The 24,524-nt window shown below is 73.9% G+C and carries 19 protein-coding genes; 10 read left to right on the top strand and 9 right to left on the bottom strand.

The features are described from left to right. Positions 1–81: 81 nt before the first annotated feature. Positions 82–927, bottom strand: a complete 846-nt coding sequence (locus tag WFH32_RS00400) for an ABC transporter permease (protein ID WP_191795721.1) — start codon at positions 925–927, stop codon at positions 82–84. Then, positions 924–1,931, bottom strand: a complete 1,008-nt coding sequence (locus tag WFH32_RS00405; protein WP_191795720.1) for an ATP-binding cassette domain-containing protein — start codon at positions 1,929–1,931, stop codon at positions 924–926. The genes WFH32_RS00400 and WFH32_RS00405 overlap by 4 nt, the downstream gene beginning before the upstream one ends. Positions 1,932–2,061: 130 nt before the next feature. Here WFH32_RS00405 and WFH32_RS00410 point away from each other — a divergent pair, with 130 nt between their 5' ends. Next, the gene (locus tag WFH32_RS00410) at positions 2,062–2,835 is read left to right on the top strand and encodes a class I SAM-dependent methyltransferase (protein ID WP_336705891.1); all 774 of its coding nucleotides are present in this window, start codon (positions 2,062–2,064) and stop codon (positions 2,833–2,835) included. A 75-nt stretch (positions 2,836–2,910) separates the two neighbouring features. Here WFH32_RS00410 and WFH32_RS00415 read toward each other — a convergent pair whose 3' ends face one another. Together WFH32_RS00415 and WFH32_RS00420 are read right to left on the bottom strand one after the other, a co-directional pair. Then, on the bottom strand, positions 2,911–4,452 hold the full coding sequence (locus tag WFH32_RS00415) for an aminopeptidase P family protein (RefSeq protein ID WP_336705892.1): 1,542 nt from the start codon (positions 4,450–4,452) through the stop codon (positions 2,911–2,913). Between the two features lie 97 nt (positions 4,453–4,549). Then, entirely contained in the window at positions 4,550–5,455 is a 906-nt protein-coding gene (locus tag WFH32_RS00420) for an alpha/beta fold hydrolase (protein WP_336705893.1), read from the bottom strand. A 239-nt stretch (positions 5,456–5,694) separates the two neighbouring features. Here WFH32_RS00420 and WFH32_RS00425 point away from each other — a divergent pair, with 239 nt between their 5' ends. Next, a complete protein-coding gene (locus tag WFH32_RS00425) occupies positions 5,695–6,681 on the top strand; it encodes an aldo/keto reductase (RefSeq protein WP_336705894.1) in 987 nt (328 codons plus the stop codon). A gap of 74 nt (positions 6,682–6,755) precedes the next feature. Here the strand turns inward: WFH32_RS00425 and WFH32_RS00430 are convergent, their stop codons facing one another. Continuing rightward, positions 6,756–7,373, bottom strand: a complete 618-nt coding sequence (locus tag WFH32_RS00430) for a LysE family translocator (RefSeq protein WP_191795715.1) — start codon at positions 7,371–7,373, stop codon at positions 6,756–6,758. A gap of 118 nt (positions 7,374–7,491) precedes the next feature. Between WFH32_RS00430 and WFH32_RS00435 the strand changes: the two genes are divergently transcribed. The 4 genes from WFH32_RS00435 to WFH32_RS00450 all read left to right on the top strand — a co-directional run bounded on the left by WFH32_RS00435 (position 7,492) and on the right by WFH32_RS00450 (position 11,511). Then, entirely contained in the window at positions 7,492–7,944 is a 453-nt protein-coding gene (locus WFH32_RS00435; protein ID WP_191795714.1) for an Lrp/AsnC family transcriptional regulator, read from the top strand. Positions 7,945–8,001: 57 nt separating this feature from the next. Beyond that, the gene (locus tag WFH32_RS00440; RefSeq protein WP_336705895.1) at positions 8,002–8,841 is read left to right on the top strand and encodes a PHP domain-containing protein; all 840 of its coding nucleotides are present in this window, start codon (positions 8,002–8,004) and stop codon (positions 8,839–8,841) included. 19 nt (positions 8,842–8,860) lie between these two features. After that, complete coding sequence (locus WFH32_RS00445) at positions 8,861–9,487, top strand: MarC family protein (RefSeq protein ID WP_030150736.1); 627 nt, start codon at positions 8,861–8,863, stop codon at positions 9,485–9,487. A gap of 242 nt (positions 9,488–9,729) precedes the next feature. Continuing rightward, a complete protein-coding gene (locus WFH32_RS00450; RefSeq protein WP_336705896.1) occupies positions 9,730–11,511 on the top strand; it encodes a beta-N-acetylhexosaminidase in 1,782 nt (593 codons plus the stop codon). 18 nt (positions 11,512–11,529) lie between these two features. Here WFH32_RS00450 and WFH32_RS00455 read toward each other — a convergent pair whose 3' ends face one another. Beyond that, a complete protein-coding gene (locus WFH32_RS00455) occupies positions 11,530–12,012 on the bottom strand; it encodes a VOC family protein (RefSeq protein ID WP_336705897.1) in 483 nt (160 codons plus the stop codon). A gap of 154 nt (positions 12,013–12,166) precedes the next feature. Beyond that, positions 12,167–13,885: a DEAD/DEAH box helicase gene (locus WFH32_RS00460; RefSeq protein ID WP_336705898.1), complete on the bottom strand. Its 1,719-nt coding sequence runs from the start codon at positions 13,883–13,885 to the stop codon at positions 12,167–12,169. 420 nt (positions 13,886–14,305) lie between these two features. On the opposite strand from WFH32_RS00460, the gene WFH32_RS00465 reads away from it, so the two are divergent. Next, positions 14,306–15,043: a ferritin-like fold-containing protein gene (locus WFH32_RS00465; protein WP_138825258.1), complete on the top strand. Its 738-nt coding sequence runs from the start codon at positions 14,306–14,308 to the stop codon at positions 15,041–15,043. Between the two features lie 162 nt (positions 15,044–15,205). Here WFH32_RS00465 and WFH32_RS00470 read toward each other — a convergent pair whose 3' ends face one another. Both WFH32_RS00470 and WFH32_RS00475 read right to left on the bottom strand, forming a co-directional pair. After that, positions 15,206–15,430 carry a DUF3107 domain-containing protein gene (locus tag WFH32_RS00470; protein ID WP_030150741.1) on the bottom strand — a complete coding sequence of 75 codons (225 nt, stop codon included), beginning with the start codon at positions 15,428–15,430 and terminating at the stop codon, positions 15,206–15,208. Positions 15,431–15,566: 136 nt separating this feature from the next. Beyond that, the gene (locus WFH32_RS00475) at positions 15,567–16,223 is read right to left on the bottom strand and encodes a TetR/AcrR family transcriptional regulator (protein WP_191795709.1); all 657 of its coding nucleotides are present in this window, start codon (positions 16,221–16,223) and stop codon (positions 15,567–15,569) included. A 249-nt stretch (positions 16,224–16,472) separates the two neighbouring features. On the opposite strand from WFH32_RS00475, the gene WFH32_RS00480 reads away from it, so the two are divergent. From WFH32_RS00480 to WFH32_RS00490, 3 genes are all read left to right on the top strand, one after another. Continuing rightward, positions 16,473–17,357 carry a DUF3152 domain-containing protein gene (locus tag WFH32_RS00480; protein WP_336705899.1) on the top strand — a complete coding sequence of 295 codons (885 nt, stop codon included), beginning with the start codon at positions 16,473–16,475 and terminating at the stop codon, positions 17,355–17,357. Positions 17,358–17,421: 64 nt separating this feature from the next. After that, positions 17,422–20,904, top strand: coding sequence for an ATP-dependent helicase (locus WFH32_RS00485; protein ID WP_336705900.1), 3,483 nt, complete (start codon positions 17,422–17,424; stop codon positions 20,902–20,904). Next, positions 20,901–24,506 carry an ATP-dependent DNA helicase gene (locus tag WFH32_RS00490; RefSeq protein ID WP_336705901.1) on the top strand — a complete coding sequence of 1,202 codons (3,606 nt, stop codon included), beginning with the start codon at positions 20,901–20,903 and terminating at the stop codon, positions 24,504–24,506. Before WFH32_RS00485 ends, WFH32_RS00490 begins: the two co-directional genes overlap by 4 nt. Positions 24,507–24,524: the final 18 nt, after the last annotated feature.

Here is a 24,524-nt window from a genome sequence, read left to right on the forward strand (position 1 = left end):
GGGTACATCATCGCGGGTCCGGTCGGGGAGATGTCGGGACGGGTCGCACCGCCCGTGTCGCACCGCCTCTCGGGAGCGCGCTCAGTGAGCGGTCCGGCGGCGGTACAGCACCGAGGCCAGGGCGCACGAGACCGCGAACATCCCGACGAGCCACGCGATCGCGGGCACGAGGCTCCCCGCGGTCGAGGTGCCCGAGAGCAGCGCGCGCAACGTCTCGATGATGGGCGTGAACGGCTGGTGCGCCGCGAAGCCGTGCAACCAGGTCGGCATGGTCTCGACCTGGACGAACCCGCTCGACAGGTACGGCACGAACAGGAAGAACATGTTGAAGCTCGCTGCGGCGTCCACGCTCAGGACCAGGCCCGCGAGGCAGCTCAACCAGGTGAACGCGAGGACCATGAGCGCGAGGTAGCCGGCGACGCCCACCCAGCCGCCCAGGTCCGCGCCGGGGCTGAAGCCGAGCGCGACCGCGACGAGCAGGACGAGGGTCGCCGAGACGAGGTTGCGGACCGTGCTGGCCAGGACGTGGGCCCACAGGACCGACGGGCCGAAGATCGGCAGGGTCTTGAACCGGTTGATCGTGCCGCTCGTCATGTCCTGCGCGACCGAGAGCGCGGCCGTCGCCGAGCCGAAGCCCAGGCAGAGCACGAGGATGCCCGGTACGACGTAGTCGACGTAGCTGCCGTCGTCCTCGATCGCCCCGCCGAACACGACGACGAACACGAGCATGATGAGGACGGGCAGCATGAGGGCCGTGACCAGGCCGTCGACGCTGCGCAGCGTGCGGCGGAGCTCACGACCGGTCATGGCCGAGACGTCGCGCAGTGCGGTCGCGGGGGAGTGCCGGGCGCTGCGGGCGGTGCCGGTCGTGCGCCGGCCGGGGGCGGGGCGCGCGGCCCGTGCGGTCTCGGGGGCGGTGGTGCTCATCGGTGGCCTGCCTCGGTCGTTGCGGGGACGTGCTGGGTCGTGGGCCCGGGGGCCGTGGACGGGGTCGCGGCCCGGGAGCCACGTGATCCCGTGAGGGCGAGGAAGACGTCGTCGAGCGAGGGTTTGACCACGCTGACCCCGGTCACGGGGATGCCGCGCTCGTCGGCCAGCGCCAGGACGTCGCGGACCGTGCGGAGGGGGTCGGTCGTGGGGACCATGGCCGCGAGGTCCTTCTGGTCGATCCCGGAGATCTCGAGCCCGAGGTCCTGGACGGCTGCGAGGGCGCGGGGGTCCTCGACGTCGACCCGCACGTGCTGGCCGGGGACGAGCGCCTTGAGCTCGCTCGCGGTGCCACGAGCCACGATGCGCCCGCCGTCGAGGACCGCGATGGTGTCGGCGAGCCGGTCGGCCTCCTCGAGGTACTGGGTCGTGAGGAGGACCGTGATGCCGTCGGCGGCGAGCTCGCGGACGACGTCCCACAGCTCGGTGCGCGACTGCGGGTCGAGGCCGGTGGTGGGCTCGTCGAGGATCAGGACCTGGGGGTCCGCGACGAGGCTGATCGCCAGGTCGAGGCGGCGGCGCATGCCGCCCGAGTAGGTCTCGACGCGGCGCCGGGCGGCGTCGGTCAGGTCGAAGCGGTCGAGCAGCTCGGCCGTGCGGGCCGCGACGACGGCGCGGGGCAGGTGGGCGAGCGTGGCCATCATCGCGAGGTTCTCCTCGCCCGTCTGGAACCCGTCGACCGAGGCGTACTGGCCGGTCAGGGCGATGACCTCGCGGACCTTCGCGGCCTGGCGGACGACGTCGTGGCCCGCGATGCTCGCGGTCCCGGCGTCCGGCCGGACGAGGGTCGTGAGGATGTTGACGGCGGTGGTCTTGCCCGCGCCGTTGGGGCCGAGCAGCGCGTAGATCTCGCCGCGTCGGACGGTCAGGTCCACGCCCTGCAGGACGGCGTGGGATCCGTAGGCCTTGGTGAGCCCCCGGACGTCGATCATGGGGTCGGGCATCGCTACCTCCGTGTGCGTCGCAGACTGTTGTGTACTCCCTACACTGTGTAGACCATACGCACTGTGTGTGGCGTACACAAGAAGGGAATTCTCGTGACCGCCCGCGAGGTGGCCGGTTAGCGTGACCGGCATGCACACCGCCACGCACCAGGCCGAGTTCCGTGAGGCCCGCCTCGTCGAGGTCTACGACGCCCAGAACACCTGGGGTCCCGACGACGACTACTTCCTCGCCCGCGCGACCGAGGGGCCGGGCCCGCGTGTGCTCGACCTCGGGTGCGGCACAGGACGGCTGACCGTGGCGCTGGCCGCCGCGGGGCACCACGTGACGGGCATCGATCCAGCCGACGCGTCGCTCGACGCGGCCCGGCGCCGGCCCGGTGCCGAGGCCGTGACCTGGGTCCACGGGACGTCCGCCGACGCGCCCGCAGGCGCGTTCGACGTCGCCCTCATGACGAGCCACGTCGCCCAGTTCTTCGTCGCCGACGACGAGTGGGCGGGCGTCCTCGCGGACCTCCGCGCGGCCCTCGTCCCCGGCGGGATCCTCGTGTTCGACACCCGCGACCCCCGCGACCGTGCGTGGGAGTCGTGGCACACGCCCGACGAGCGAGACCCGGTCGTCCTGAGCGACCCGCCGGGCGATCGGCCGGGCGAAGCGCGCGTCGTCCAGACCTGGTGCGAGATCACGGGTGAGCGCGACGGCGTCGTCGACTTCACGCTCGGCTACGAGATGCCCGAGGGGGACGAGCTCTTGTCCACCGCGACGCTCCGGTTCCGCCCCGAGGACGAGGTGCGCGCGAGCGTCGAGGCGGCGGGGTTCGCCCTCGAGCAGGTCTTCGGCGGGTGGAGGTGCGAGCCCGTGGGAGAGGGCGCCGGAGAGCTGCTCGTCGTGGCGCGCGCCGTCTGACCCCGGGCACGACGAAGGCGGCGGTCCCGAGGAGTGTCCTCGGGGCCGCCGCCTTCGTGGTGCTGAGGGGCTTGGTCAGTCGCGCAGCGACGCCATCCAGGCCTCGATGTCCTCGGGGCGGCGGGGAAGCGCCGCCGAGAGGTTCTCGTTCCCGTCCTGGGTGATCAGGACGTCGTCCTCGATGCGGACGCCGATCCCTCGGTACTCCGCGGGGACCGTGAGGTCGTCGCTCTTGAAGTACAGGCCGGGCTCGATCGTGAAGACCATGCCGGGCTCCAGGACGCCGTCGACGTAGAGGTCGCGCCGCGCCTGCGCGCAGTCGTGCACGTCGAGGCCCAGGTGGTGGCTCGTGCCGTGCACCATCCAGCGGCGGTGGAACTGGCCCTCGGGCGCCAGGGACTCCTCGGCCGTCGCGGGCAGCAGGCCCCACTCGGCGAGGCGCTCGGCGATGACCTCCATCGCGGCGGCGTGGATGTCGCGGAAGCGGGCACCCGGGACGGCGACCGCGAAGGCTGCGTCGGCGGCGTCGAGCACCGCGGTGTAGATGCGGCGCTGGACGTCGGTGTAGGTGCCGTCGACGGGCAGGGTGCGCGTGACGTCGGCCGTGTAGAGCGAGTCGACCTCGACGCCCGCGTCGAGCAGGACGAGCTCGCCCGCGCGGACCTGGCCGTCGTTGCGGATCCAGTGCAGCGTCGTGGCGTGCTCGCCCGCGGCCGCGATGGTCTCGTAGCCGACCGTGTTGCCCTCGAGGCGGGCGTGCGCGTCGAACGTCGTCTCGATGACGCGCTCGCCGCGACGGTGCTCGGTCGCACGGGGAAGGTTGCGCACGACCTCGGCGAAGCCCTCGATCGTCGCGTCGACGGCCTCGCGCATGTGCACGATCTCGAGCGCGTCCTTGACGAGGCGCAGCTCCGAGGCGGCCTCGACGAGCGTGGCGTCCGCCGCGGCGTCGTCGGTCTGGCCGTTCTCGAGGCGGATGGCCTCGACCAGGGCCTCGATGTTCTCGTCGGCCCCCGTGACGACCAGCAGGACGACGTGCTCGCCGACGTCCTTGGCGAGCGCGTCGCGCAGCTCGTCGATGTGCGCGGCCTCGATGCCCGTCACGGTGGTGACGTCGTCGAGGCTCGGGCGGGCGCCGACCCAGAACTCGCCGTAGCGCGAGTCGGCGTAGAACTCCTGGGTGTCGCGCGCCGCGAGGGGGCGCACGTACAGGACGGCGTGGTGGTTCGAGCCGTCGTCGCCCGTGCCGGGCTCGACGGGGTGCAGGACCAGGACGGCGTCGGGCTCCTGGTCCGTGCCGAAGCCCGTGAGGTGCGCGAACGCCGAGTGCGGGCGGAACCGGTAGTCGGTGTCGTTCGAGCGGACCTTGAGCGGCCCGGCGGGGATCACGAGGCGTGCACCGGGGAAGCCCGCGGAGAGCTCGGCGCGGCGTGCCGCGGTGTACGGCGCGGCGACGCCGGCCTCGACGTCGCTGCTCGCGCGCGGCGCCCAGCCGCTCGTGATGAACGCCTTGAAGGCCTCGGAGTCGGGCCGGTGCGACCGGTTGTCGTTCCGGGCGGCGATCTCCTGCTCGGACTCCGCGGCCGGCGCGCTGACAGGGGTGGTGTCGTTGCTCATGGGTACCAGTCTCCCATCGGTGTCGGGGAAGGGGCGTGCGGCCCGACGGCGGCGCCCGCCCTCGGGCATCGGCCGCGGCGGGCGGGTGGCCGCCCGGTCAGGCGGCCGCGCCGACGAGCGTCTGCTCGCGCGCGGGGGACCAGCGGCTCGTGAGGTCTCCGAGCGCTCGGGTCAGCGCCGCGTTGAAGGCGTCGGGGGCGTCCAGGTTCACGTCGTGGCCGGCCCGCGGCACGACCACGAGCGCGGTGCCCGGCGCCGTGTCGAGGTAGCGCTTCTCGTCGACGCGCAGGTGGTCGCGCTGACCGTTGATGAGCCACACCGGCACCTTCGCGGAGCTCAGGTCCGCGCGCGACGAGCGGCCCGCGAGCTCGTGCAGCACGTCGGTCACGACCTGCCACGCCGGCCTGCCGGGGAGCTGCGGGTCCGCGAACGACCCGGCGCCCGTGAGCTGTGCCGAAGCCCGGGCGCCGCCGGGCAGCGAACGCCCGGCGCGCAGCACGCCCTGCACACGCCCCAGGGCGCGGCGGGTCGCGGCGCCTGCGGCGTCCACGAGGGCGGCAGCCTCGCGGAACAGCGCGACCGGCTTCCCGCGCGGGTCGGCGCTGCACGCGCACGCCACGACCCCGGCCAGGCGCTCGGGGTGGCTCGCCGCGTACGCGAGCGACGTGTACCCGCCGAGCGACATGCCCACCACGACGACCGGGACGTCGTCGGGGAAGGACGCGACCGCGTCGTCCAGGATCTCGAAGGCCCGTGCGAGCGTGAACCGCTCGCCGCTGCGCTCGCCGTGCCCCGGCAGGTCGACCGCGACCGCGAGGTGTCCCGCCTCGCGCACGTGGGCGAGCTGACGACCCCAGATCGCGTTCGACGTGCGCACCCCGTGCACGAACACGACGGCGGCAGGCGACCCCGCCGCGGACGCCTGCGCGAGGCTCGGGAGGAGGTCGATCGACGGGGCGGACGGGACGGCGGTTGCCCGGAGGGCGGGCTGGCTCTTACGCATCTCTTCGGATGCTGCCAGCGCCACCTGGGAGCACTGCGAAAGCCCGGCGCTGCTCACGTGAACGTCCTGTGCGGGCCTTGGGGACGGTCGGCCGCCGCGGGGTGACCTGCCGAGGAAGGTACTGCTGGACCCTGCCTGCGGCGGGTCGTCGGACGTAACGTCGGCTGTGCGGCGTCGACGCGGCGGTGCGAGGCGCCCGCCGTCGCGACCCCACCCCCACGACACCACAGGAGGCTCGCATGAAGACACGGACGCTCGGACGAGGGCTCGAGGTCTCGGCCCTCGGGCTGGGATGCATGGGCATGAGCCAGAGCTACGGACCCAACCCGGGCGACCGGGACGAGATGATCGCGGTGCTGCGCGGGGCGGTCGAGCGCGGTGTGACGTTCTTCGACACCGCCGAGGTGTACGGCCCGTACGTCAACGAGGAGCTCGTGGGCGAGGCGCTCGAACCGCTGCGCGACCAGGTGGTCCTCGCGACGAAGTTCGGCTTCGACATCCGCGACGGGAGGTCGGTCGGTGTGGACAGCCGCCCCGAGCAGATCCGCCGTGTCGCCGAGGCGTCGCTCCAGCGGCTGCGTACCGACCGGATCGACCTGTTCTACCAGCACCGGGTGGACCCGGCCGTGCCCGTCGAGGACGTCGCAGGCACGGTCGCCGAGCTCGTCGCCGAGGGCAAGGTGGCCCACTTCGGGCTCTCCGAGGCGGGCGCGGGCACCATCCGCCGGGCCCACGCGGTCCATCCCGTGACCGCGCTGCAGAGCGAGTACTCGCTGTGGACCCGGGAGATCGAGCGCGAGATCCTGCCGACCCTCGACGAGCTCGGGATCTCGCTCGTGCCGTTCAGCCCGCTCGGCAAGGGGTTCCTCACGGGCACCGTGGACGCCTCGACCGAGTTCACCGACGGGGACGTCCGGACCCTCATCCCCCGCTTCACCGAGGAGAACCGGGCCGCGAACCAGGCGCTCGTCGACCTCGTCACCGAGGTCGCGACCGCGTACCGGGCGACCCCCGCCCACGTCGCCCTCGCCTGGCTGCTCGCCCAGCGGCCGGACCTCGTCCCGATCCCGGGCACCCGGAGGCTGTCCCGCATCGAGGAGAACCTCGGTGCGACCACGCTCGACCTCACCGCGGCCGACCTCACGTCCCTCGGGGAGGCCGCAGCCCGCCTCGGGGTCGCCGGGGACCGCTACAACGAGGCCATGCAGAAGATGACCGGCCTCTGACCCGTGGTGCCCACCCTCGCCCGGGTTGTGCACCCGGGCGAGGGGTCACGCGCGGGGCGCGCGGCGCCGTCGGGTCATCCCACCACCTGCTCGAGGACCAGCGCGGCGCCGATGAGGATCATCGCGACGCCCGAGAACCGCGTGACGACCCGCGAGGCGTCCGGTCGGGAGCGCAGGACGCGCCGCGCCCCGAACGCCACGAGCAGGTAGACCACCGTGCAGCCGACCATGTGCACGGCGCCCAGCACCGCGATCTGAGCGCCGACCGGCCAGCGACCCGCCGGGTCGGTGAACTGCGGCAGCAGCGCCAGGAACAGCAGGAGGACCTTGGGGTTGAGCCCGCTCGTCCCGAGCCCCTTCGCGGCCTGACGCACCCACGACCCGGCGACGTCGTCCCCCGCCGTAACGGGACCGCCCGGACGGGCGAGCATGGTCACGCCGAGCCACCCGATGTACGCCGCGCCCAGCAACGTCAGGACCGTGAGGAGGGTCGGCGAACGGGACACCAGCACCCCGACCCCCGCCGCGACCACGAGCGCGGTCGCGAGGTGGCCGACCAGCATCCCGCCCACCGCGGGCAGGACGGACCGGTGCCGCAGGCCGGCCGTGATCGCGTACGCCCAGTCGGCGCCGGGGGTCACGACGAAGAGCAGCGACACCGCCCAGAACGCGGCGATCGTGGCGACGGACATGCTTCCTCCCGGGGCGTGGGCGCCGACGTCCGGCGCGAGAGAAACGCTAGGTCGGAAGCGGCCAAAGGTGCTTCCAACTTCTTGCCCCGGATCACGCCCGGGTGGAAGGATCTTGCGCATGGACGACATCGACCGGCAGATCCTTGCCGAGCTGCAGCAGGACGGTCGCCTCACGCTCACCGAGCTCGCCGAACGGGTCCGCCTCAGCGTCTCGCCGTGCCACCGTCGGCTCCGGGCGCTCGAACGCTCCGGGGTCATCAGCGGCTACCGCGCGCACCTCGACGCAGCCTCGGTCGGGCTGACCTTCGAGGCGCTCCTGTTCGTGACCATGCAGTCCGCGACCCGGGACACGCTCGAGGCCTTCGAGACCGCGGTCGTCGAGGTCCCCAACGTCCTGCAGGCCCAGCGACTCTTCGGCGACCCCGACTACCTGCTGCGCGTCGTCGCGAGCGACCTCCAGGGCTTCCAGGTGCTCTACGACGAGCGGCTCTCGACCCTGCCCGGCGTGATGCGCCTCAGCTCGACCCTCGTCATGAAGAGCGTCGTCGAGGACAGGGCGCTGCCGCTGTAGGCGCTCGCGCCGCCCGGCACGACGGGCCGCGACGCGCGCCCTCACTATCCTGAGACGGTGCGCATCGACCTCCACACCCACTCCACGGCGTCAGACGGGACCGACGCCCCGGCGCGGGTCGTGGCGGACGCAGCCGCCGCAGGGCTCGACGTCGTCGCCCTGACCGACCACGACACGACCGCCGGCTGGGCCGACGCCGCCGAGTCCGCACGGCGCCACGGCATCGCCCTGGTGCGCGGCGCCGAGATCTCCGCCCGCTCCGGGCACGTCTCCGTGCACCTCCTGAGCTACCTGCACGACCCCACCCACCCCGACCTCCTGGCCGAGACCGAGCGCACGCGCGAGGACCGCGTCTCGCGCGCCCGGCGCATGGTCGAGCGGATCGGCGAGGACTACCCGCTCACGTGGGAAGATGTCCTGTCGCAGACGGAGGAGGGGACCACGATCGGGCGGCCGCACATCGCGGACGCCCTGGTGGCCACCGGCCACGTCAGCGACCGCTCGGCGGCATTCGCCACGATCCTGCACCCCGGCACCGGCTACTACGTGCCGCACTACGCACCCGACGTCCTGGACGCCGTGCGCGCGGTGCGCGCGGCGGGCGGCGTGCCCGTCTTCGCCCACCCGGGCGCCGACGGACGAGGACGCGTGGTGCCGGACGTGGTCATCGAGCAGATGACCGACGCAGGACTGCTGGGGCTCGAGGTGCACCACCGCGACCACAGCGCACGGCAGGTTGCCCGCCTCGAGGACATCGCCCACACCCTGGGCCTCCTCGTGACGGGTTCGAGCGACTACCACGGGGCCGGCAAACCGAACCGGCTCGGCGAGAACACGACAGCACCACGAGTGCTGGAGACGATCGAGGAGCTAGGCACGTTGGACGTGATCCGATGACGGCGCGGGCGGTGGTGTCGTGAACGACATCATGGACCTGCGCCTCTTCACCGAGGTGTTCATCACGCTGTTCGTGATCATGGACCCTCCCGGGACGGTCCCCATCTTCCTGGGACTGACCAGCGCCATGGGCGCCAAGCAACGCAACCAGGCCGCCCGGACGGCGATCCTCGTCGCGTTCGGCGTGATCGTGTCGTTCGCGGTCTTCGGCCAGCAGATCCTCAACTACATGGGCATCTCGCTCCCGGCGCTCAAGGCGTCCGGTGGCCTCCTGCTCCTGCTGGTCGCGATGGAGCTGCTGACCGGAAAGATGGAGGAGCCGACGCCGTCGGGCAACAAGGGAGTCAACGTCGCCCTCGTCCCGCTCGGCACCCCGCTCCTGGCAGGGCCCGGTGCGATCGTCGCGACCATGGTCTTCGTCCAGCGCGCCGACGGGTCCGCGGCCGACTGGGTCGCGATCGCGGCCGGCGTCGTCGCCGTGCACCTCACGCTGTTCCTGGCGATGCGCTTCGCGAACGTCATCCACCGCGTCCTGGGGGACTCGGGCACGATCCTCGTGACCCGCATCGCGGGCCTGCTGCTCGCGGCCATCGCGGTGCAGCTCGTCGCGGACGCCGTCACGGCGTTCGTGCAGATGGCGGGTTGACGCTCGTACTCGTCGCGGCTCCGGCGCCCGCGAGACCTTCGGGTCTCGCGGGCGTCGTGCTGTCGGGCCGCGGGGCGCGCTCCGGCAGCGGTACGGTCTGCCGGACGCCATGGGACCGATCCCACCGGATTCGTTACCTCATCGAGACGGCTGACCCGCCTCGTCGCACCCCTGGCCGCCCCTAGGGTGGACGTCAGGAGCGGGCGTGGCCTTCTCCGGTCATGAGTTACGAAGGAGTGCTGATGAACTCGCCAGGTCGCCGTCGACCGGTCACCCTCACCGCGGGGATCGTCGCCACGGCCCTCGCTGCCACGCTGCTCACGGCCTGCACGGCCGAGGAGGGCACGGTCCCGTCGCTCGGCCTCGGGCTCGTACCGGTGCCGAGCGACGTGAGCGTCGACGAGGGCGAGGCGTTCGCCCTCACCGCGGACTCGACGATCGCCCTGGTCACCCCCGAGGACATGGCCCCTGACGTCCACCACGTCGGCGAGGAGCTCGCCGCGTACCTCGGGACGGCGACGGGCTTCGAGCTGCCGCTCGGCCCCGCCGTCGACGGCGCGGCGGGCGAGATCCGGATCGAGCTCGTCCCGGACGCCGAGGTCGCCTGGGACAGGAACGGGCTGCTCGACGACCCGGCGGTCGACGCGTACGAGCTCACGGTCGACGACGACCAGGTCGTCCTGAAGGCGGCCGCGCCCCCCGGCCTGTTCCGCGGCGTCCAGACGCTGCGCCAGCTCTTCCCGCCGGAGATCGAGTCGGCCACGGTCCAGGAGGCCCCCGCGGGCGGCTGGACCGCCCCGGCCGTCACGATCACCGACGAGCCCCGGTTCGCCTATCGCGGCGCGATGCTCGACGTGGCCCGCCGCTTCTACCCGGTCGAGTCCGTCAAGCGATTCATCGACCACGCCTCGACCTACAAGCTCAACGCCCTGCACCTGCACCTGACGGACGACCAGGGCTGGCGCATCGCCGTCGACGCCCTGCCCGAGCTCACCGAGATCGGCTCCACGACGCAGGAGTGGTGGGAGCCGGGCAGCGGCGAGGGCGAACGCTGGTACTACACCGCCGAGGAGTACGCGGAGATCGTCGCCTACGCGGGCGAGAAGTTCATGACGGTCGTCCCGGAGATCGACGGCCCGGGGCACACGCTCGCGGCCCAGGCGTCGCTCGGCTCGCTGACGTGCGACGGCGTCCCCACGGCGCAGTACTGGGGGCCCGAGGTCAACAACCCCGTGGTCTGCTCGAGCGACGAGAACATGAGCAACGTCCGGGCCTTCCTCCAGACCGTCCTCGCGTCCGTCGCGGGGCAGAACCCCGGACCGTACCTGCACCTGGGCGGCGACGAGGCGCCCAGCCCGCCCGGCTGGTACGAGAACTACGCCGAGGCCGCGAACGAGATCGCGACCGGCCACGGCAAGACCGTGATCGGTTGGCACCAGTGGGGCGGAGCCGAGGCGCTGCCGCCGGGCACGCTCATCCAGTACTGGGGGGTGGGGGAGCGGCTGCGCCCGATCATCGGCGGGGAGGCGACGAACGCCGACCTGGTCGACGTGCAGGATGCCCTCGACCTGGGCGCGCGGCTGATCATGTCCCCGGCCGACCGCACCTACCTCGACATGAAGTACGACCAGGACACCCCGTACGGCCTGGAGTGGGCCGCGCAGATCACGCTCGAGGAGGCGTACGACTGGGACCCCGCGACCGAGCTCACCTCGCCGGACGGCAAGAGCGTCCTGGCCGACGAGTCCGACATGGCCGGCGTCGAGGTGCTGCTGTGGTCCGACCGCTCCTACCCCGACAGCCTCACCGACGTCCCGCAGAGCCTCGACGAGTTCGTGCCCGTCGACCAGTACGCCGACCTCATGCTCTTCCCGCGCCTGCCCGCGACGGCCGAGGTCGCGTGGTCCGACCAGGCCGATCGCAGCTACCCGGACTTCCGCGACCGGCTCGTCCAGGTGTCCTCCCGCTGGACCGCGGCGGGCATCGGGTGGAACGAGGTCTCGGACGTGGACTGGACCCCGTGAGGAGACCGACCCCGGGTCCTACCAGGCCCCGGGGTCGGGTTCCGGCGCGACGAAGGTGACCCGTCCGTCGTCGGACACCACGAGGCCCGGGTTGTGCGCGACCTCCCAGCGGAACCCGTCCGGGTCCGCGAAGTACCCCGAGTAGCCGCCCCACACGCGCACCTGCGCGTGCACGACGACGGAGCCTCCTGCGGCGAGCGCGCTCGCCAGGACGTCGTCCACCTCGGCAGGGGAGCCGACGTTGTGCGCGAGCGCGACGGGAAGGACGTGCCCCGGCGAATGCTCGGAGGAGTGGTGGGCCTCGTGGACACCGGGACCGGCCTCTTCGAGGAGATCGGCGCGGCGCCACAGCGAGAGCAGCAGGCCGTGACCGACCTGGAGGAACACGACCTCGCCCGGGACCTCGGTGACCGGCTCCCACCCGAGGCCGTCGACATAGAAGGCGCGCGCCCGGGCGACGTCGCGCACCCCCAGGGTGATCAGACTGACGCGAGGTTCCATGGACCCACGCTAGACCCGTCCTGCGGAACGCGTCCCGACGAGGCGGACGTGCGACGGACCGATTCGCCGGGGACCGCCCGCTCCCGGACGCGACGACGGGCCGCCGCTCCGTGGAGCGACGGCCCGCCGTCAGGTCAGGCCGAGCGGTCGAGGATCACTCGGCCGGAGCCGGCGTCCCTGCCGTCCCGGCGCCCGACGTGCCGCCGTGCGTGCGGCGGCGGTTGCGCTGGCGACGCGGACGCGAGGGAGCGCCCTCGGCCGAGGCGCCCGCAGCCGGAGCCTCGGTGCGCGGAGCCTGAGCAGCGTCGGTGGAGCCCGTGGACGGGGAGCGCTGCGCGCCCTCGCCGCTGCGGCCACCCTCGCGGCCGTCGGAACGCGAGCCGCTGCGCCCGCTGTCGCGGCCACCCGAACGGCCGGCGTCGCGCGAGCCCGAGCGGCCCGCGTCGCGTCCTGCGTCACGGCCGGCGCGCGACGGCGAACCGCCACGCTTGCCGGTTTCGCCCAGGTCCTCGAGCTTCTCGGCGTCCAGGCCCGCGCGGGTCTGCGCCGACTTGGGCAGGCGGCCCTTGGTGCCCTGGGGGATGTTGAGGTCCGTGTACAGGTGCGGGGACGTCGAATACGTCTCGACGGGCTCCGGGATGTTCAGGTCCAGGGCCTTGTTGATCAGGCCCCAGCGCGGCACGTCGTCCCAGTCGACGAACGTGACGGCCGTGCCCTTGTTGCCCGCGCGGCCCGTACGGCCCGTGCGGTGCAGGTAGGTCTTCTCGTCCTCGGGGCACTGGTAGTTCACGACGTGCGTGACGTCGTCGACGTCGATGCCTCGCGCCGCGACGTCGGTCGCGACGAGCACGTCGATCTTGCCCGAGCGGAACGCGCGCAGCGCCTGCTCGCGGGCGCCCTGGCCCAAGTCGCCGTGGATCGCGCCGGACGCGAAGCCGCGGTCGGCGAGCTCGTCGGCCACCTTGGCGGCCGTGCGCTTGGTGCGCGCGAACACGATCGTCAGGCCGCGGCCCTCGGACTGGAGGATGCGCGCGAGGACCTCGACCTTGTCGAGCGCGTGCGCCCGGTAGACGACCTGCTTGATGTTCTTGACGGTCTGGCCGCCGTCGTCCGGGTCGTTGGCCCGGATGTGCGTCGGCTGCGTCATGTAGCGGCGCGCCATCGAGACGACCGCGCCCGGCATGGTCGCCGAGAACAGCATGGTGTGACGGGCGGCGGGCGTGCGCGAGAGGAGCTTCTCGACGTCGGGCAGGAAGCCCAGGTCGAGCATCTCGTCGGCCTCGTCGAGCACGACGCAGCGGGCGCGCGTGAGGTTGAGGTGCCCCTGGTTCATGAGGTCGATCATGCGGCCCGGGGTGCCGACGACGACCTCGACGCCCGCGTTGAGCGTCGCGATCTGCGGCTCGTACGCACGGCCGCCGTAGAGCTGGATGATGCGGACGCTGCGCTTGGCCGACGCGGCCTCGAGGTCGCCGGCGACCTGGACGGCGAGCTCACGCGTCGGGACGATGACGAGCGCCTGCGGCTTGCCCGGGGCGGGAAGCTGGTCGAAGCCCTCCTCGCCCGGAGCGACGACGCGGTGCAGCAGCGGCACGCCGAAGCCGAGCGTCTTGCCGGTACCGGTCTTGGCCTGGCCGATGATGTCGTGGCCCGACATCGCGACCGGCAGCGTCATGGCCTGGATGGGGAACGGGTGGGTGATGCCGGCGTCGGCCAGCGCCTCGACGATCTCCGGGCGGACGCCGAAGTCCGCGAAGGAGACGTCCTTGGCCTGGACGCTCGACGAGAGCGTGCCCTGGACGTCGTCGGCAGGGGTCTCGGCAGAGGGGAGGTCGAGCTCGGTGGGCTCGACGGGAGTTTCGGTGGTGGTCACTGGTGCCTCGTGGTTCTGATGTCTGGCGCGAGGCGCCGCACGTGCGTGATCGACCCGACGGTTCGGCGGGTCCACGATGCTCCGGGAAGTCCCAGGCAGGTACGGTCTCTCGCGCCTAGTGGCCGGCAGCCGATCGTGGGTATTCGCCGCGAAGACGTCGTCGGGGGTCGTCGGCCGTGAGGCGCGAACCCCGGTTCCGCCCGCGCGCACCGACCGAGGTCGGCGTCGTGCAGTGTCGTTCGCAAGTCTTTCGGCACGGGGTGGGGCTCAGGAGCACCCACCGGGGGCCGGGGGATTCGGACGACCGGGCAACCGATGTACCCACCCATAGTATCGGACTGCTCCCGCTGGAGCCGTCATCACCCGTGTTGTCACGTTTCATGTCGCGGCCGGTGGAGGGCGCTCGACTATTCTGACCGGATGAGCGAGCCCCAGCACCACGACCTGACCGGCGGTACGGAGAGGCTCGCGACCGACCGCGACGTGATCGGCCTCCTGGGCCTCATCGCGTACACCGAGCTCGCGACGTTCGGGCGCCTGGCGGCCGACGCGGCGAACGCCCCGACCCTCGCGCAGCGCCACCAGCTCTCGCGGCACGCGGGCAAGATGCTCGCGCGGCACGAGCGCGTCCTGGAGCGCATCGCTGACCTGGGCGGCGACCCGGAGGCCGAGATGGGCGCCTTCGACGGCATCTTCGACGACTTCGAGAGCCGCACCCCGTCGAGCACGTGGTGGGAGGGCGTCCTCAAGGGGTACGTGGGGCACGGCGTGGCCGACGACTTCTGCCGCCTCGCCGCGGACGGGCTCGACGACCAGTCGCGCGACCTGGTCCTGGAGATCCTCTCGGACGGCGTCGACTCCGAGCGCTCCGCGACCGTCATCGCCGACGCCGCAGCGGCGGACCCCGTGCTCGCGTCGCGCCTCGCGCTGTGGGGGCGCCGCCTCGTGGGCGAGGCCCTCGGGCTGGTGCAGTCCCTGCTCGCCGAGCGCGAGGGGCTCAGTCGCCTCCTGGCGGACGGCGCGGGGCACCGCACCGAGGCCGGCACGCCCGGGGCGGCCGACGTGACGGGCACGGCCGCCGACCGCCAGGCCTGGGTCTTCTCCCAGCTCACGGCGGAGCACACGCGCCGCATGGGGCGGTTGGGCCTCGCGGCCTGAGCGGTCTGGTACGGCCTCGCGGCCTGAGCGGTCTGGTACGGCCTCGCGGCCTGAGCGGTCTGGTACGGCCTCGCGGCCTGAGCGCACCGAGACGACGAGAGCGGGGCCCCGGCTGAGTCAGCCAGGGCCCCGCTCTCGTGCGCTGCGCGCGTCGGACGCGAGTCAGAGCGAGCCGAAGCCCACCCGACGCTGCTCCTCGGTGCCGATCTCGACGTAGCCGATCGACGCCGTCGGGACGATGACGCGGCGTCCGCGCGAGTCGAGCAGCTCGAGGGCCGGACCGCCGGCCAGAGCGGCGGAGACGGCGGCGGCCACGGCCTCGGTGGTCTCCTCCGTCTCGATCACGAGCTCGCGGGCCAAGTTCTGCACACCGATGGTGACTTCCACGTGATTCTCCTTCGCGAGCGTCGCCCGCGGGTGATCCCGCCGGCTACTGGTCGACAACTCCTCCGATACTAACGAGATTCCCGGACGTCTCGGACGCCCCCGCGCTGGTGGCGACGGGTGAGCGGCCGGGCCGGTGTCAGCGGTCGCGGCGGAGCATCCCGTGGACCCCGCGCCACGCGAGCGCGGGCACGAGGCGCGTGAGCTCCTCGCTCGTCACGTCGGTGCCGGCGCGTGCTGCCTCGCCCGCGGCGTTGCGCGCGATCGCGGTGCAGGTGCGGGCCACGACGAGCGCCTCGTGCTCGGTGAGGGACGTCAGTCGCCCGAGGACGAGGGCGAACTCGCGGGCGTTGACCTCGTCCGGCTCGAGCACGCGGGCCCGGACGCCGGGGTCGCGCATGACGTCGGACTCGAACAGGAGGCCTGCGGAGGGCCCGGCGGTCCTCGCGTAGTCGACGTACGCCCGCACGATGGCTTCGATCACGGCGAGCCCGTCCACGGCGAGGGCGTCGACGTCGGCGGGGGAGGTGCCCGGTGGCGCGGACCGGAACGGCGCGAGGACGGTGCGGACCGAGTCCACGAGGGCCACGCCCTGCTGGTCGACGAGCGCGAGGTACAGGTCGAGCTTGGACGGGAAGTGCCGGTAGAGGACGGGCTTGCTGACCCCGGCGCCGTCGGCGATGTCGTCCATCGTGATGTGGTGGTAGCCGTGGTCGGAGAACAGGCGTTCGGCGATGGTGAGCAGCTGCACGCGCCGTTCGTCCTTGGGCATGCGTGCGCGGACGGAACCGGGCATTCTCTGCTTCTCTGCGACCCCCGACATGCCGCGATAGTACGGGCAGCGCAGAGGTGGTGCGGCGGGCGATGAGATCATGGACACGTGAATGCACCAGGAGCGCCCGTCGACGGTTGGAGGGGACCCCTGGGGGATCGTCCGGTGGAGGGTGAAGTCCCAGGTCAGGCCCCTTTCCCGGGCCCGACGGCGCCGCGCACGCCGCGTGGGGCGCGCACCCGGGCACGGCTCGGGGACGCCCGTCGGCGCGGGATGCGGCGCGGTCCGGCGGCAGCGTTCGTCGTGGTCGGGGTCCTGGGCGGGCTCGGGGCCGGCGTCCTGGGGGTGGGGTCGCTGGTCCCCGGCGCCCCCGCGGGTCCCGTGGTGCCTGCGGCCTCCGGTGCGACGGACGGCCCGGGGAGCGACGCCGTCGGGCAGGAGGGGGCTGCGCCCGAGGCGACGGCCGGTGCCGCGCCGAGCGGGACCGCCGGCACGGACGGTGCGACGGACGTGCGCTCGGAGGACACCGCGAGCCGCTCCGTGCGCGACCCGCAGCTCGGTCTCGACGGCCCGGGGGCGCTGCCGCTGCCCCTCGAGCGGGTCGTCGAGGAGGGGTCGGGGCTGGTCGGCAGGGAGGTCGTGCCGGACCTCGGCGGGGCGCTGGTGGTCGTGCCGGCCGAGGTGCCCGCCCCCGGGGCGGGGACCGTCAAACGCGTGCGCGTCGAGGTCGAGCAGGGGCTGCCCGTGGACGGCGAGACGTTCGCGGCCGCCGTGCTCACGACGCTCAACGACCCGCGGGGCTGGAGCGCGGTGGACGGCGTGACGTTCGCACGGACCGGGGGCGACGCGGACATCCGCGTGGTCCTCGCGAGCCCGGCCACGACCGACCGGCTGTGCGCCCCGCTCAAGACGATCGGCGAGTACTCGTGCGGGACGACGGGCGCCGCGATCCTCAACTTCTCCCGCTGGGTGAACGGTGCCGCGGACTTCGGGCAGGACCTGCCGCTGTACCGGCAGTACCTGGTGAACCACGAGGTCGGGCACGTGCTGGGGCACCGGCACGTCAGCTGCCCGGCGCCGGGTGCGCTCGCCCCCGTCATGGTCCAGCAGTCCATGTCGACCGAGGGCTGCCTGCCGAACGGGTGGCCGACGCTCTAGCGGTGCCCGTGCCGGGTGGCCGTGGTGACCCGGCGATGTGGGTGCCTCGTGATGAGATCTTCGGGTGCTGCACCTTCCCGACCTCCGCCTCGTCCTGCCGGACACCGCCTCCGCGGGCCCCGTCCGGCTCGACGAGACCCAGCGGGCCGCGCTCGACGCGGCGCGCACGGAGCCTGCGACGCTCGTCGTCGGGGCCCCCGGGACGGGCAAGACGACCGTCGCCATCGAGGTGGCCGCACAGGCGCTGAGCGAGGGCGTGGACCCGGCCCGGATCCTGGTGGTCGCGGCATCGAGGCGGTCCGCGGCGGAGGTGCGCGACAGGTTGTCGGCGCGCGCGGACCGCACGGTGAGCGCCCCCATGGTCCGCACGGCCGCCGCCGCCGCGTTCGCGGTCCTGCGGGCACGGGCCGCGGCGACCGGTGAGCCGCCGCCCACCCTCATCTCCGGCCCCGAGCAGGACCTCCTCCTCGCCGAGCTGCTCGCGGGTCACCTCGACGGCGAGGGCGTGCCGCTGCGCCTGCCGGACGGACTGCCGGAGGAGGTGCTGGCCCTGCGCGGCCTGCGCCAGGAGCTGCGTGACCTCCTGATGCGTGCGGCCGAGCGCGGCCTGACCCCCGCGGACCTCGACGACCTGGGCGCGCAGCACGACCGCCCCGAGTGGCGGACCGCAGCGCAGGTCTACCAGGAGTACCTCGACGTGACGGCGCTGCGGGTCGGGACCCCGGACCTGGGCTCGCGCTACGACCCGGCGGTCGTGGTCGACGAGGCCGCCGAGGCCCTGCTCGCCTGGGAGGACGAGGTCACGGGCGCGCCCCGACCCGGGTGGGACCTGGTCGTGGTCGACGACTACCAGGAGGCCACGATCGCGACGGCGCGCTTCCTGCGCGTGGTGCACGACGACGGCGCCCGCCTCGTCCTGCTCGCGGACCCGGACACGGCCGTCCAGACCTTCCGCGGTGCGAGCCCTGCCCTGGTCGGGCGGGCGGCGGCGCCCGTGCGACGGCGTGCCGCGACGGGCGAGTTCGACGCGCGGGTCGAGGTCCTCGGCACCGCCTGGCGGCAGGAGGGCAACCTTCGCGCGGTCACGCGGACCGTGACGACCCAGATCGGCACGGTCGCGGGCGCGGTCCACCGCGGGGCGGCGGCGTCGCCTGTCCACGTCCCGGAGGACGGACCGCCGCGCGGCGCCTCGGTCGCGCTGCTCGGCAGCGGCGCGGAGGAGGCCGCGTACGTGGCCCGCGAGCTGCGTGCCGAGCACCTGCTGCACGGCACCCCCTGGGGGCGCATGGCCGTGGTCTGCCGCGCCGGGGCCCAGCTCGCGACGCTGCGCCGCGCGCTCGTCGCGGCCTCGGTGCCCGTCGGCATCCTCGGCTCGGACGTGCCGCTGCGCGAGGAGCCCGCGGTCACGCCGCTGCTCGCGATCATGCGCGTCGCGGTCGGTCTGCCCCCGGCCGGGTACTCGCGGGGTCTGGACGGCGTGCGCGGCGCGGCCGGGATCGACGACGCCGTGACCCGCGACGTGGGCGATCCCGCCGAGACGCTGATCGAGCGCGAGCCCGCCGCGTCGGACGACCCGTCGGGCTTCGACGAGCTGGACCCCGTGACGGCGGCCGCGCTCGTGACCTCCCCCGTGGGAGGCCTCGACGTGGTCGCGCTGCGACGGCTGCGCCGGGCGTTGCGCGCCGAGGAGCTCGGCTCGGGCGGCGGGCGCACCTCGGACGCGCTCCTCGTCGAGGTCCTGCTCGACGAGTCGCGTGCCGCGACGCTGCCCACGAGCGTGCGGCGCGGCGCCGTGTCCGTGGCCCGGGTGATCGCCGCCGGACGCGAGTCCACCCGAGCCCCCGACGCGACCGCGCAGACCGTGCTCTGGGCGATCTGGAGCGCGACCGGCCTGTCGGACCGGTGGCGCGACGCCGCCCTGGGCGGAGGGGCCGTCGGTGCCCGTGCCGACCGCGACCTCGACGCCGTCCTCGCGCTCTTCCGCGCCGCGGAGACCTTCGTCGACCGCATGCCGGGGGCTCCGCCGTCGGCGTTCGTGGAGTATCTCGAGTCCCAGGACCTGCCCGCCGACTCGCTCGCGGCCCGCGCCACGGGCACGGACTCGGTCGCCGCCCTCACGCCGGCGGGCGCGGCCGGACGCGAGTGGGACGTCGTGGTCGTGGCCGGGGTCCAGGACGGCGTGTGGCCGGACCTGCGGCTGCGCGACTCGCTGCTCGGCTCCGAGGCGCTCGTCGAGCTCCTCGCGGGGCGCTCGCAGGACGCGCACGGCCTGGGGCCGGACGCCCGGCGGACCGTCCTCACCGACGAGCTGCGGTCCTTCGCGGTCGCGACCTCGCGCGCGACGCGGCGCCTGCTCGTGACGGCCGTGAGCGACGTCGACGAGGTCCCCTCGCCGTTCGTCGACCTCGTGTGCCCGCCCGCCGGACCCGACGACGACGCGCCCACCGCGAGCGGGACGCCGGACGACGGCGACGGACCGGTGGCACCCGACGAGGAGCGCGACCCGCGTCGCGTCGAGGTGGGGCAGCCGCTCGACCTGCGCGGGCTCGTCGCCTCGGCCCGCAGCCTGCTCGTCGAGCAGGTCGTGCGGGAGGTGCCCGTGACGTCGTCGGCCGCCGCGCGCCCGGCCGCGCGCGGGGGGCGACGGGACCGGACGGACGTCCCGGACCCCGAGCGCGCCGATGCCCTCGCCGAGCTGTTGGCCGACCTGGCGCTCGCAGGCGTCGGCGAGGCCCGGCCCGAGTCCTGGTACGGCGTGAACCCGGTCTCGAGCACCGAGCCCCTGTGGGGTTCCGAGGACACCGTCCTGATCTCGCCGTCCAAGGTCGAGTCGGTGAGCCGGTGCGCGCTGCGCTGGGCGGTCGAGAGCGCGGGCGGCACGGCTCCCGACGCGACCGCGCAGTCGCTGGGCAACCTGGTGCACTCGATCGCCCAGGAAGCGCCGCGCGGGACGCGCTCGGAGCTCGCTGCTGAGCTGGACCGCCGCTGGCCCGAGCTCGCGCTCACGCCGGGCTGGCCCGCGACCCAGACGCGCCACAAGGCCGAGGACATGATCGGCCGGCTCGCGGGGTACCTGCAGTCCTCGGGCGAGCCGCTGCTCGTCGAGGCGCCGTTCGAGCTCGAGATCGGTCGGGCCGTGCTGCGCGGGGTCATCGACCGGGTCGAGGACGCCGGGGACGGCGCGGTGCGCGTCGCGGACCTCAAGACGGGCAAGACCAAGCCGTCGGTCACGGAGGCCGTGACGAACCCCCAGCTCGGCACCTACCAGCTCGCGGTCGAGGGCGGGGTGCTCGACCTGCCCGAAGGCACCCGGAGCGCGGGCGCTCAGCTCGTGTTCGTGGGTGACGGCAAGGACGCGGGCCTGCGGACGCAGCCCGCGCTGGAGCCCGAGCCCGACGGGTCGAGCTGGGCGCGCGAGCTCGTCGAGGACGTCGCGGACACCATGGCCGACTCGGTGTTCACGGCCCGCGAGAACAAGCTGTGCTCGGTGTGCCCCGTGCGCCGCTCCTGCCCCCTCATGACGGAAGGCCGCCAGGTGATCGCATGAGCGCCGAGTCGCTGTTCGACGACGTCGACCTCGGGGTGGTCGGTCTCCCGGCCGGGGCCGGCGGCGCGGCGGCGGGCACGCGGGAGCTGCCCGAGCCGCGGTTCTCGGCCGTGCGCATCGCGGAGATGCTGGGGCGTCCGCGGCCCACCGACGAGCAGGTCGCCGTGATCGAGGCGCCCCTGGCGCCGATGCTCGTGGTGGCCGGGGCCGGGTCGGGCAAGACCGAGACCATGGCCGCGCGCGTCGTGTGGCTCATCGCGAACGAGTGGGTCGCCAAGGAGGCCGTGCTCGGCCTGACGTTCACGCGCAAGGCGGCGGGCGAGCTCGCCGAGCGCGTGCAGTCGCGCCTCGTGCAGCTCGACCGTGCCCTGGGCAAGGACGGTGCGGCGCTGTCGATGCTGGACCGGCCCGCGATCTCGACCTACAACTCGTACGCGGCCTCGCTCGTGGGGGACCACGCGCTGCGCATCGGCATCGAGCCGGGCGCCCGGCTGCTCTCGGAGGCCAGCCAGTGGCAGCTCGCGGCGGAGGTCGTCGAGAGCTGGGCCGGCGACCTCCAGACCGACGCCGCGTTCTCGACGGTCGTCGGCGCGGTCCTGTCGCTGTCCGGGGCGCTGAGCGAGCACCTGCTGAGCCCGGACGAGGCCCGCGCGGGCATCACGGGCATCGTCGACACGATCTTGGCGACGCCGCTCGGCGGCAGGCGCACCGAGCACTACGCCGAGGTCAAGAGGCTCCTCGGCTCGCTCGGGGAACGCCACCGGCTGCTCGACGTCGTCGAGACCTATCAGGAGCGCAAGCGGACGTCCGACTCGCTCGACTTCGGGGACCAGGTCGCGATCGCGGCCCGACTCGCCCGGACCGTGCCCGCGGTGGGCGCGGGGGAGCGGGCCCGGTACGGCGTCGTGCTGCTCGACGAGTACCAGGACACGTCCTACGCGCAGGTCGAGCTCCTGTGCGCGCTGTTCGGCGGGCACCCGGTCACGGCGGTCGGCGACCCGAACCAGTCGATCTACGGCTGGCGCGGCGCGAGCGCGTCGGGCCTGGCGCGGTTCCCCGAGCGGTTCCGTGCGACGGGCCCCGGCAGCACGGGCGCGCCGGCCGACGTGCAGTACCTCAGCACCTCGTGGCGCAACGACCGGGCCGTCCTGGCCGCGGCCAACGTCACGGCGGCGCCGCTGCGCGAGGGAGCTACGCGCGTGCCCGTGCCGCAGCTCGACGAGCGCCCCGGCGCGGGGCGCGGCGTCGTGACCGGTGTGTACGCGGCGACGCTCGAGGAGGAGGCCGCGGCGGTCGCGGACTTCGTCGCCGAGCGGTGGCGTCCGCGCACGCGCCGCCAGGAACGCGTGACCGCTGCGGTGCTGTGCCGCGCGCGCTCGCAGTTCCTCGCGATGGAGGTCGCGCTGCGCGCCAAAGGGCTGCCGGTCGAGGTCGTGGGGCTGGGTGGCCTGCTCACGACCCCGGAGGTCGTCGACCTCGTGGCACTCCTCGAGGTTGCGCACGACCCGTCGCGCGGGGACTCGCTCATGCGCGTCCTCACGGGGCCGCGCCTCAACCTGGGCGCGGCGGACCTGCACGCGCTGAGCAGCTGGGCGGCGGACCTGGCGCGCCGGGACGCGGCGCGCCGCCCGTCTGCCGACTCCTCTCCCGTTGGCCCGCCCGACGGCGGAGCGCCCGCCGGGCCGTCGGGTGCGGGCGCGCCGGGCGACGCCGAGCTGCCCGGCGTCGCCGCGGACGGGACGCTCACCGTGGTCGAGGGCGACGTCGTCGACCACCGGTCGATCGTCGACGCGCTCGACGACCTGCCCGCCCCGGGGCACCCCGCGCGGGACGGCCGCGTGCTCACCGAGGCCGGGCACTCGCGGCTCGTCGCGCTGTCCAGGGTGCTGCGCGACCTGCGCGGTCAGACGTACCTGTCGCTCCCGGAGCTCGTGACCCAGGCCGAGCGGGCGCTCGGTCTCGACATCGAGGTGACCACCGCGGCGACGCTCGCCGCGGGCGGGTACGGCGAGGAGGTCGGCGACCGGGGCCGCGCGCACCTCGACGCGTTCCGTGACGTCGCTGCGACGTTCTCGCAGTCCGCGGACCTGCCCACGCTCGGCGCGTTCCTCGCGTGGCTCGGCACGGCCGGGTCGCAGGAGCGCGGCCTCGACCTGCCCGTGCGCGAGCCCGACCCCGACGCGGTGCAGATCATCACGGTGCACGCCTCGAAGGGCCTGGAGTGGGACGTCGTCGCCGTGCCCGGCATGGTCGACGGGATCTTCCCCAACACGGCCGTGGGCGACAAGGGGCCGACCGACAGCGGTTGGTTCACCGGGCTGGGCAACCTGCCGTACCCCTTGCGCGGCGACGCCGAGGACCTGCCCGTCTTCCATCACGAGGTCGCCGAGGACGCCAAGGACCTCGACGGTCGGCGCAAGGAGTTCCTCGCGGCGAGCGGCGAGCACCAGGTCGACGAGGAGCGCCGCCTCGCCTACGTGGCGTTCACGCGCGCCCGCGCCGAGCTCCTGCTCGCCGGGTCCTGGTGGCGTGACGCGACCAAGCCGCGCACGCCCTCGCCGTTCCTCGTCGAGCTCGCCGAGGCCGGGATCATCAGCGCGGCCGACTGGGCCGGCATGCCCGACAAGGACGAGACCAACCCGCGCGACGAGCTGGTCCACGAGGCCGAGTGGCCGCGTGGGGAGCCGGGGGCCGACGGCACCGGCGCGGACGGGGGCGTGGCCGACGGGGCGCCCACACCGCCCGCGCCGACCGTCGAGCCGCGAGCTCGCGCGGTCGTGCGGGCCGCTGCAGACCGGGTCCGCGACCGGATCGACGCCCGCGCGTCGCTCTCGGTCGCTGCTGGTCGCGGCGCAGTCGCCGGTTCGGGTGCGGTCTCGGAGGGTCAGGTTCCGCTGCTCGACGCGTCGGGGACGGACCTGCGCGAGCTCGCGCGCATCCTGCTCGAGGAGCGCGACCGCCGTGACGCCCGGAGCAGCGAGATCTCGTTCCCCGCGCACATCTCGGCATCCGGGCTCGTGCGTCTGGCCGCGGACCGGGGCGAGTACGCGCTGCACCTGCGGCGCCCGGTGCCTGCGCAGCCCACGGTGCACGCGCGCCGCGGCACGCAGTTCCACCTGTGGGCCGAGCAGTACTTCACGTCGTCCTCGTTGCTCGACGTCGACGACCTGCCCGGTGCCGACGACGAGGACATCTCGCCGGACCTGGACCTCGACGCGCTCCAGCAGACGTTCCTCGCCTCGGAGTGGGCGGGGCGCACACCGCTCGCCGTGGAGGTCGACGTCGAGACCCCCGTGGGCGGCATCATGTTCCGTTCGCGCATCGACGCCGTCTTCCCCGAGAGCCCCGAGCACGCGGACGACGGCGCGCAGGACGCAGTGGTGGTCGTGGACTGGAAGACCGGCAAGGCCCCACGTGACGCCGAGGCCCGGCGCACGCGCGAGGTCCAGCTCGCGGTCTACCGGCTCGCGTGGTCGCGCTGGTCCGGGCTGCCCGTCGAGAAGGTCAACGCCGCGTTCTACTACCTGGGCTCCGACGAGACCGTGCGCCCGGAGCGGCTGCTCGACGCAGCTGAGCTGGAGGCGCTCGTGGCGGGCAGCTGACGACCGCCGGGGGCTGCC

Origin of the sequence: Oerskovia sp. USHLN155, assembly GCF_037145535.1 — a bacterium.
Lineage (GTDB): Bacteria > Actinomycetota > Actinomycetes > Actinomycetales > Cellulomonadaceae > Oerskovia > Oerskovia rustica.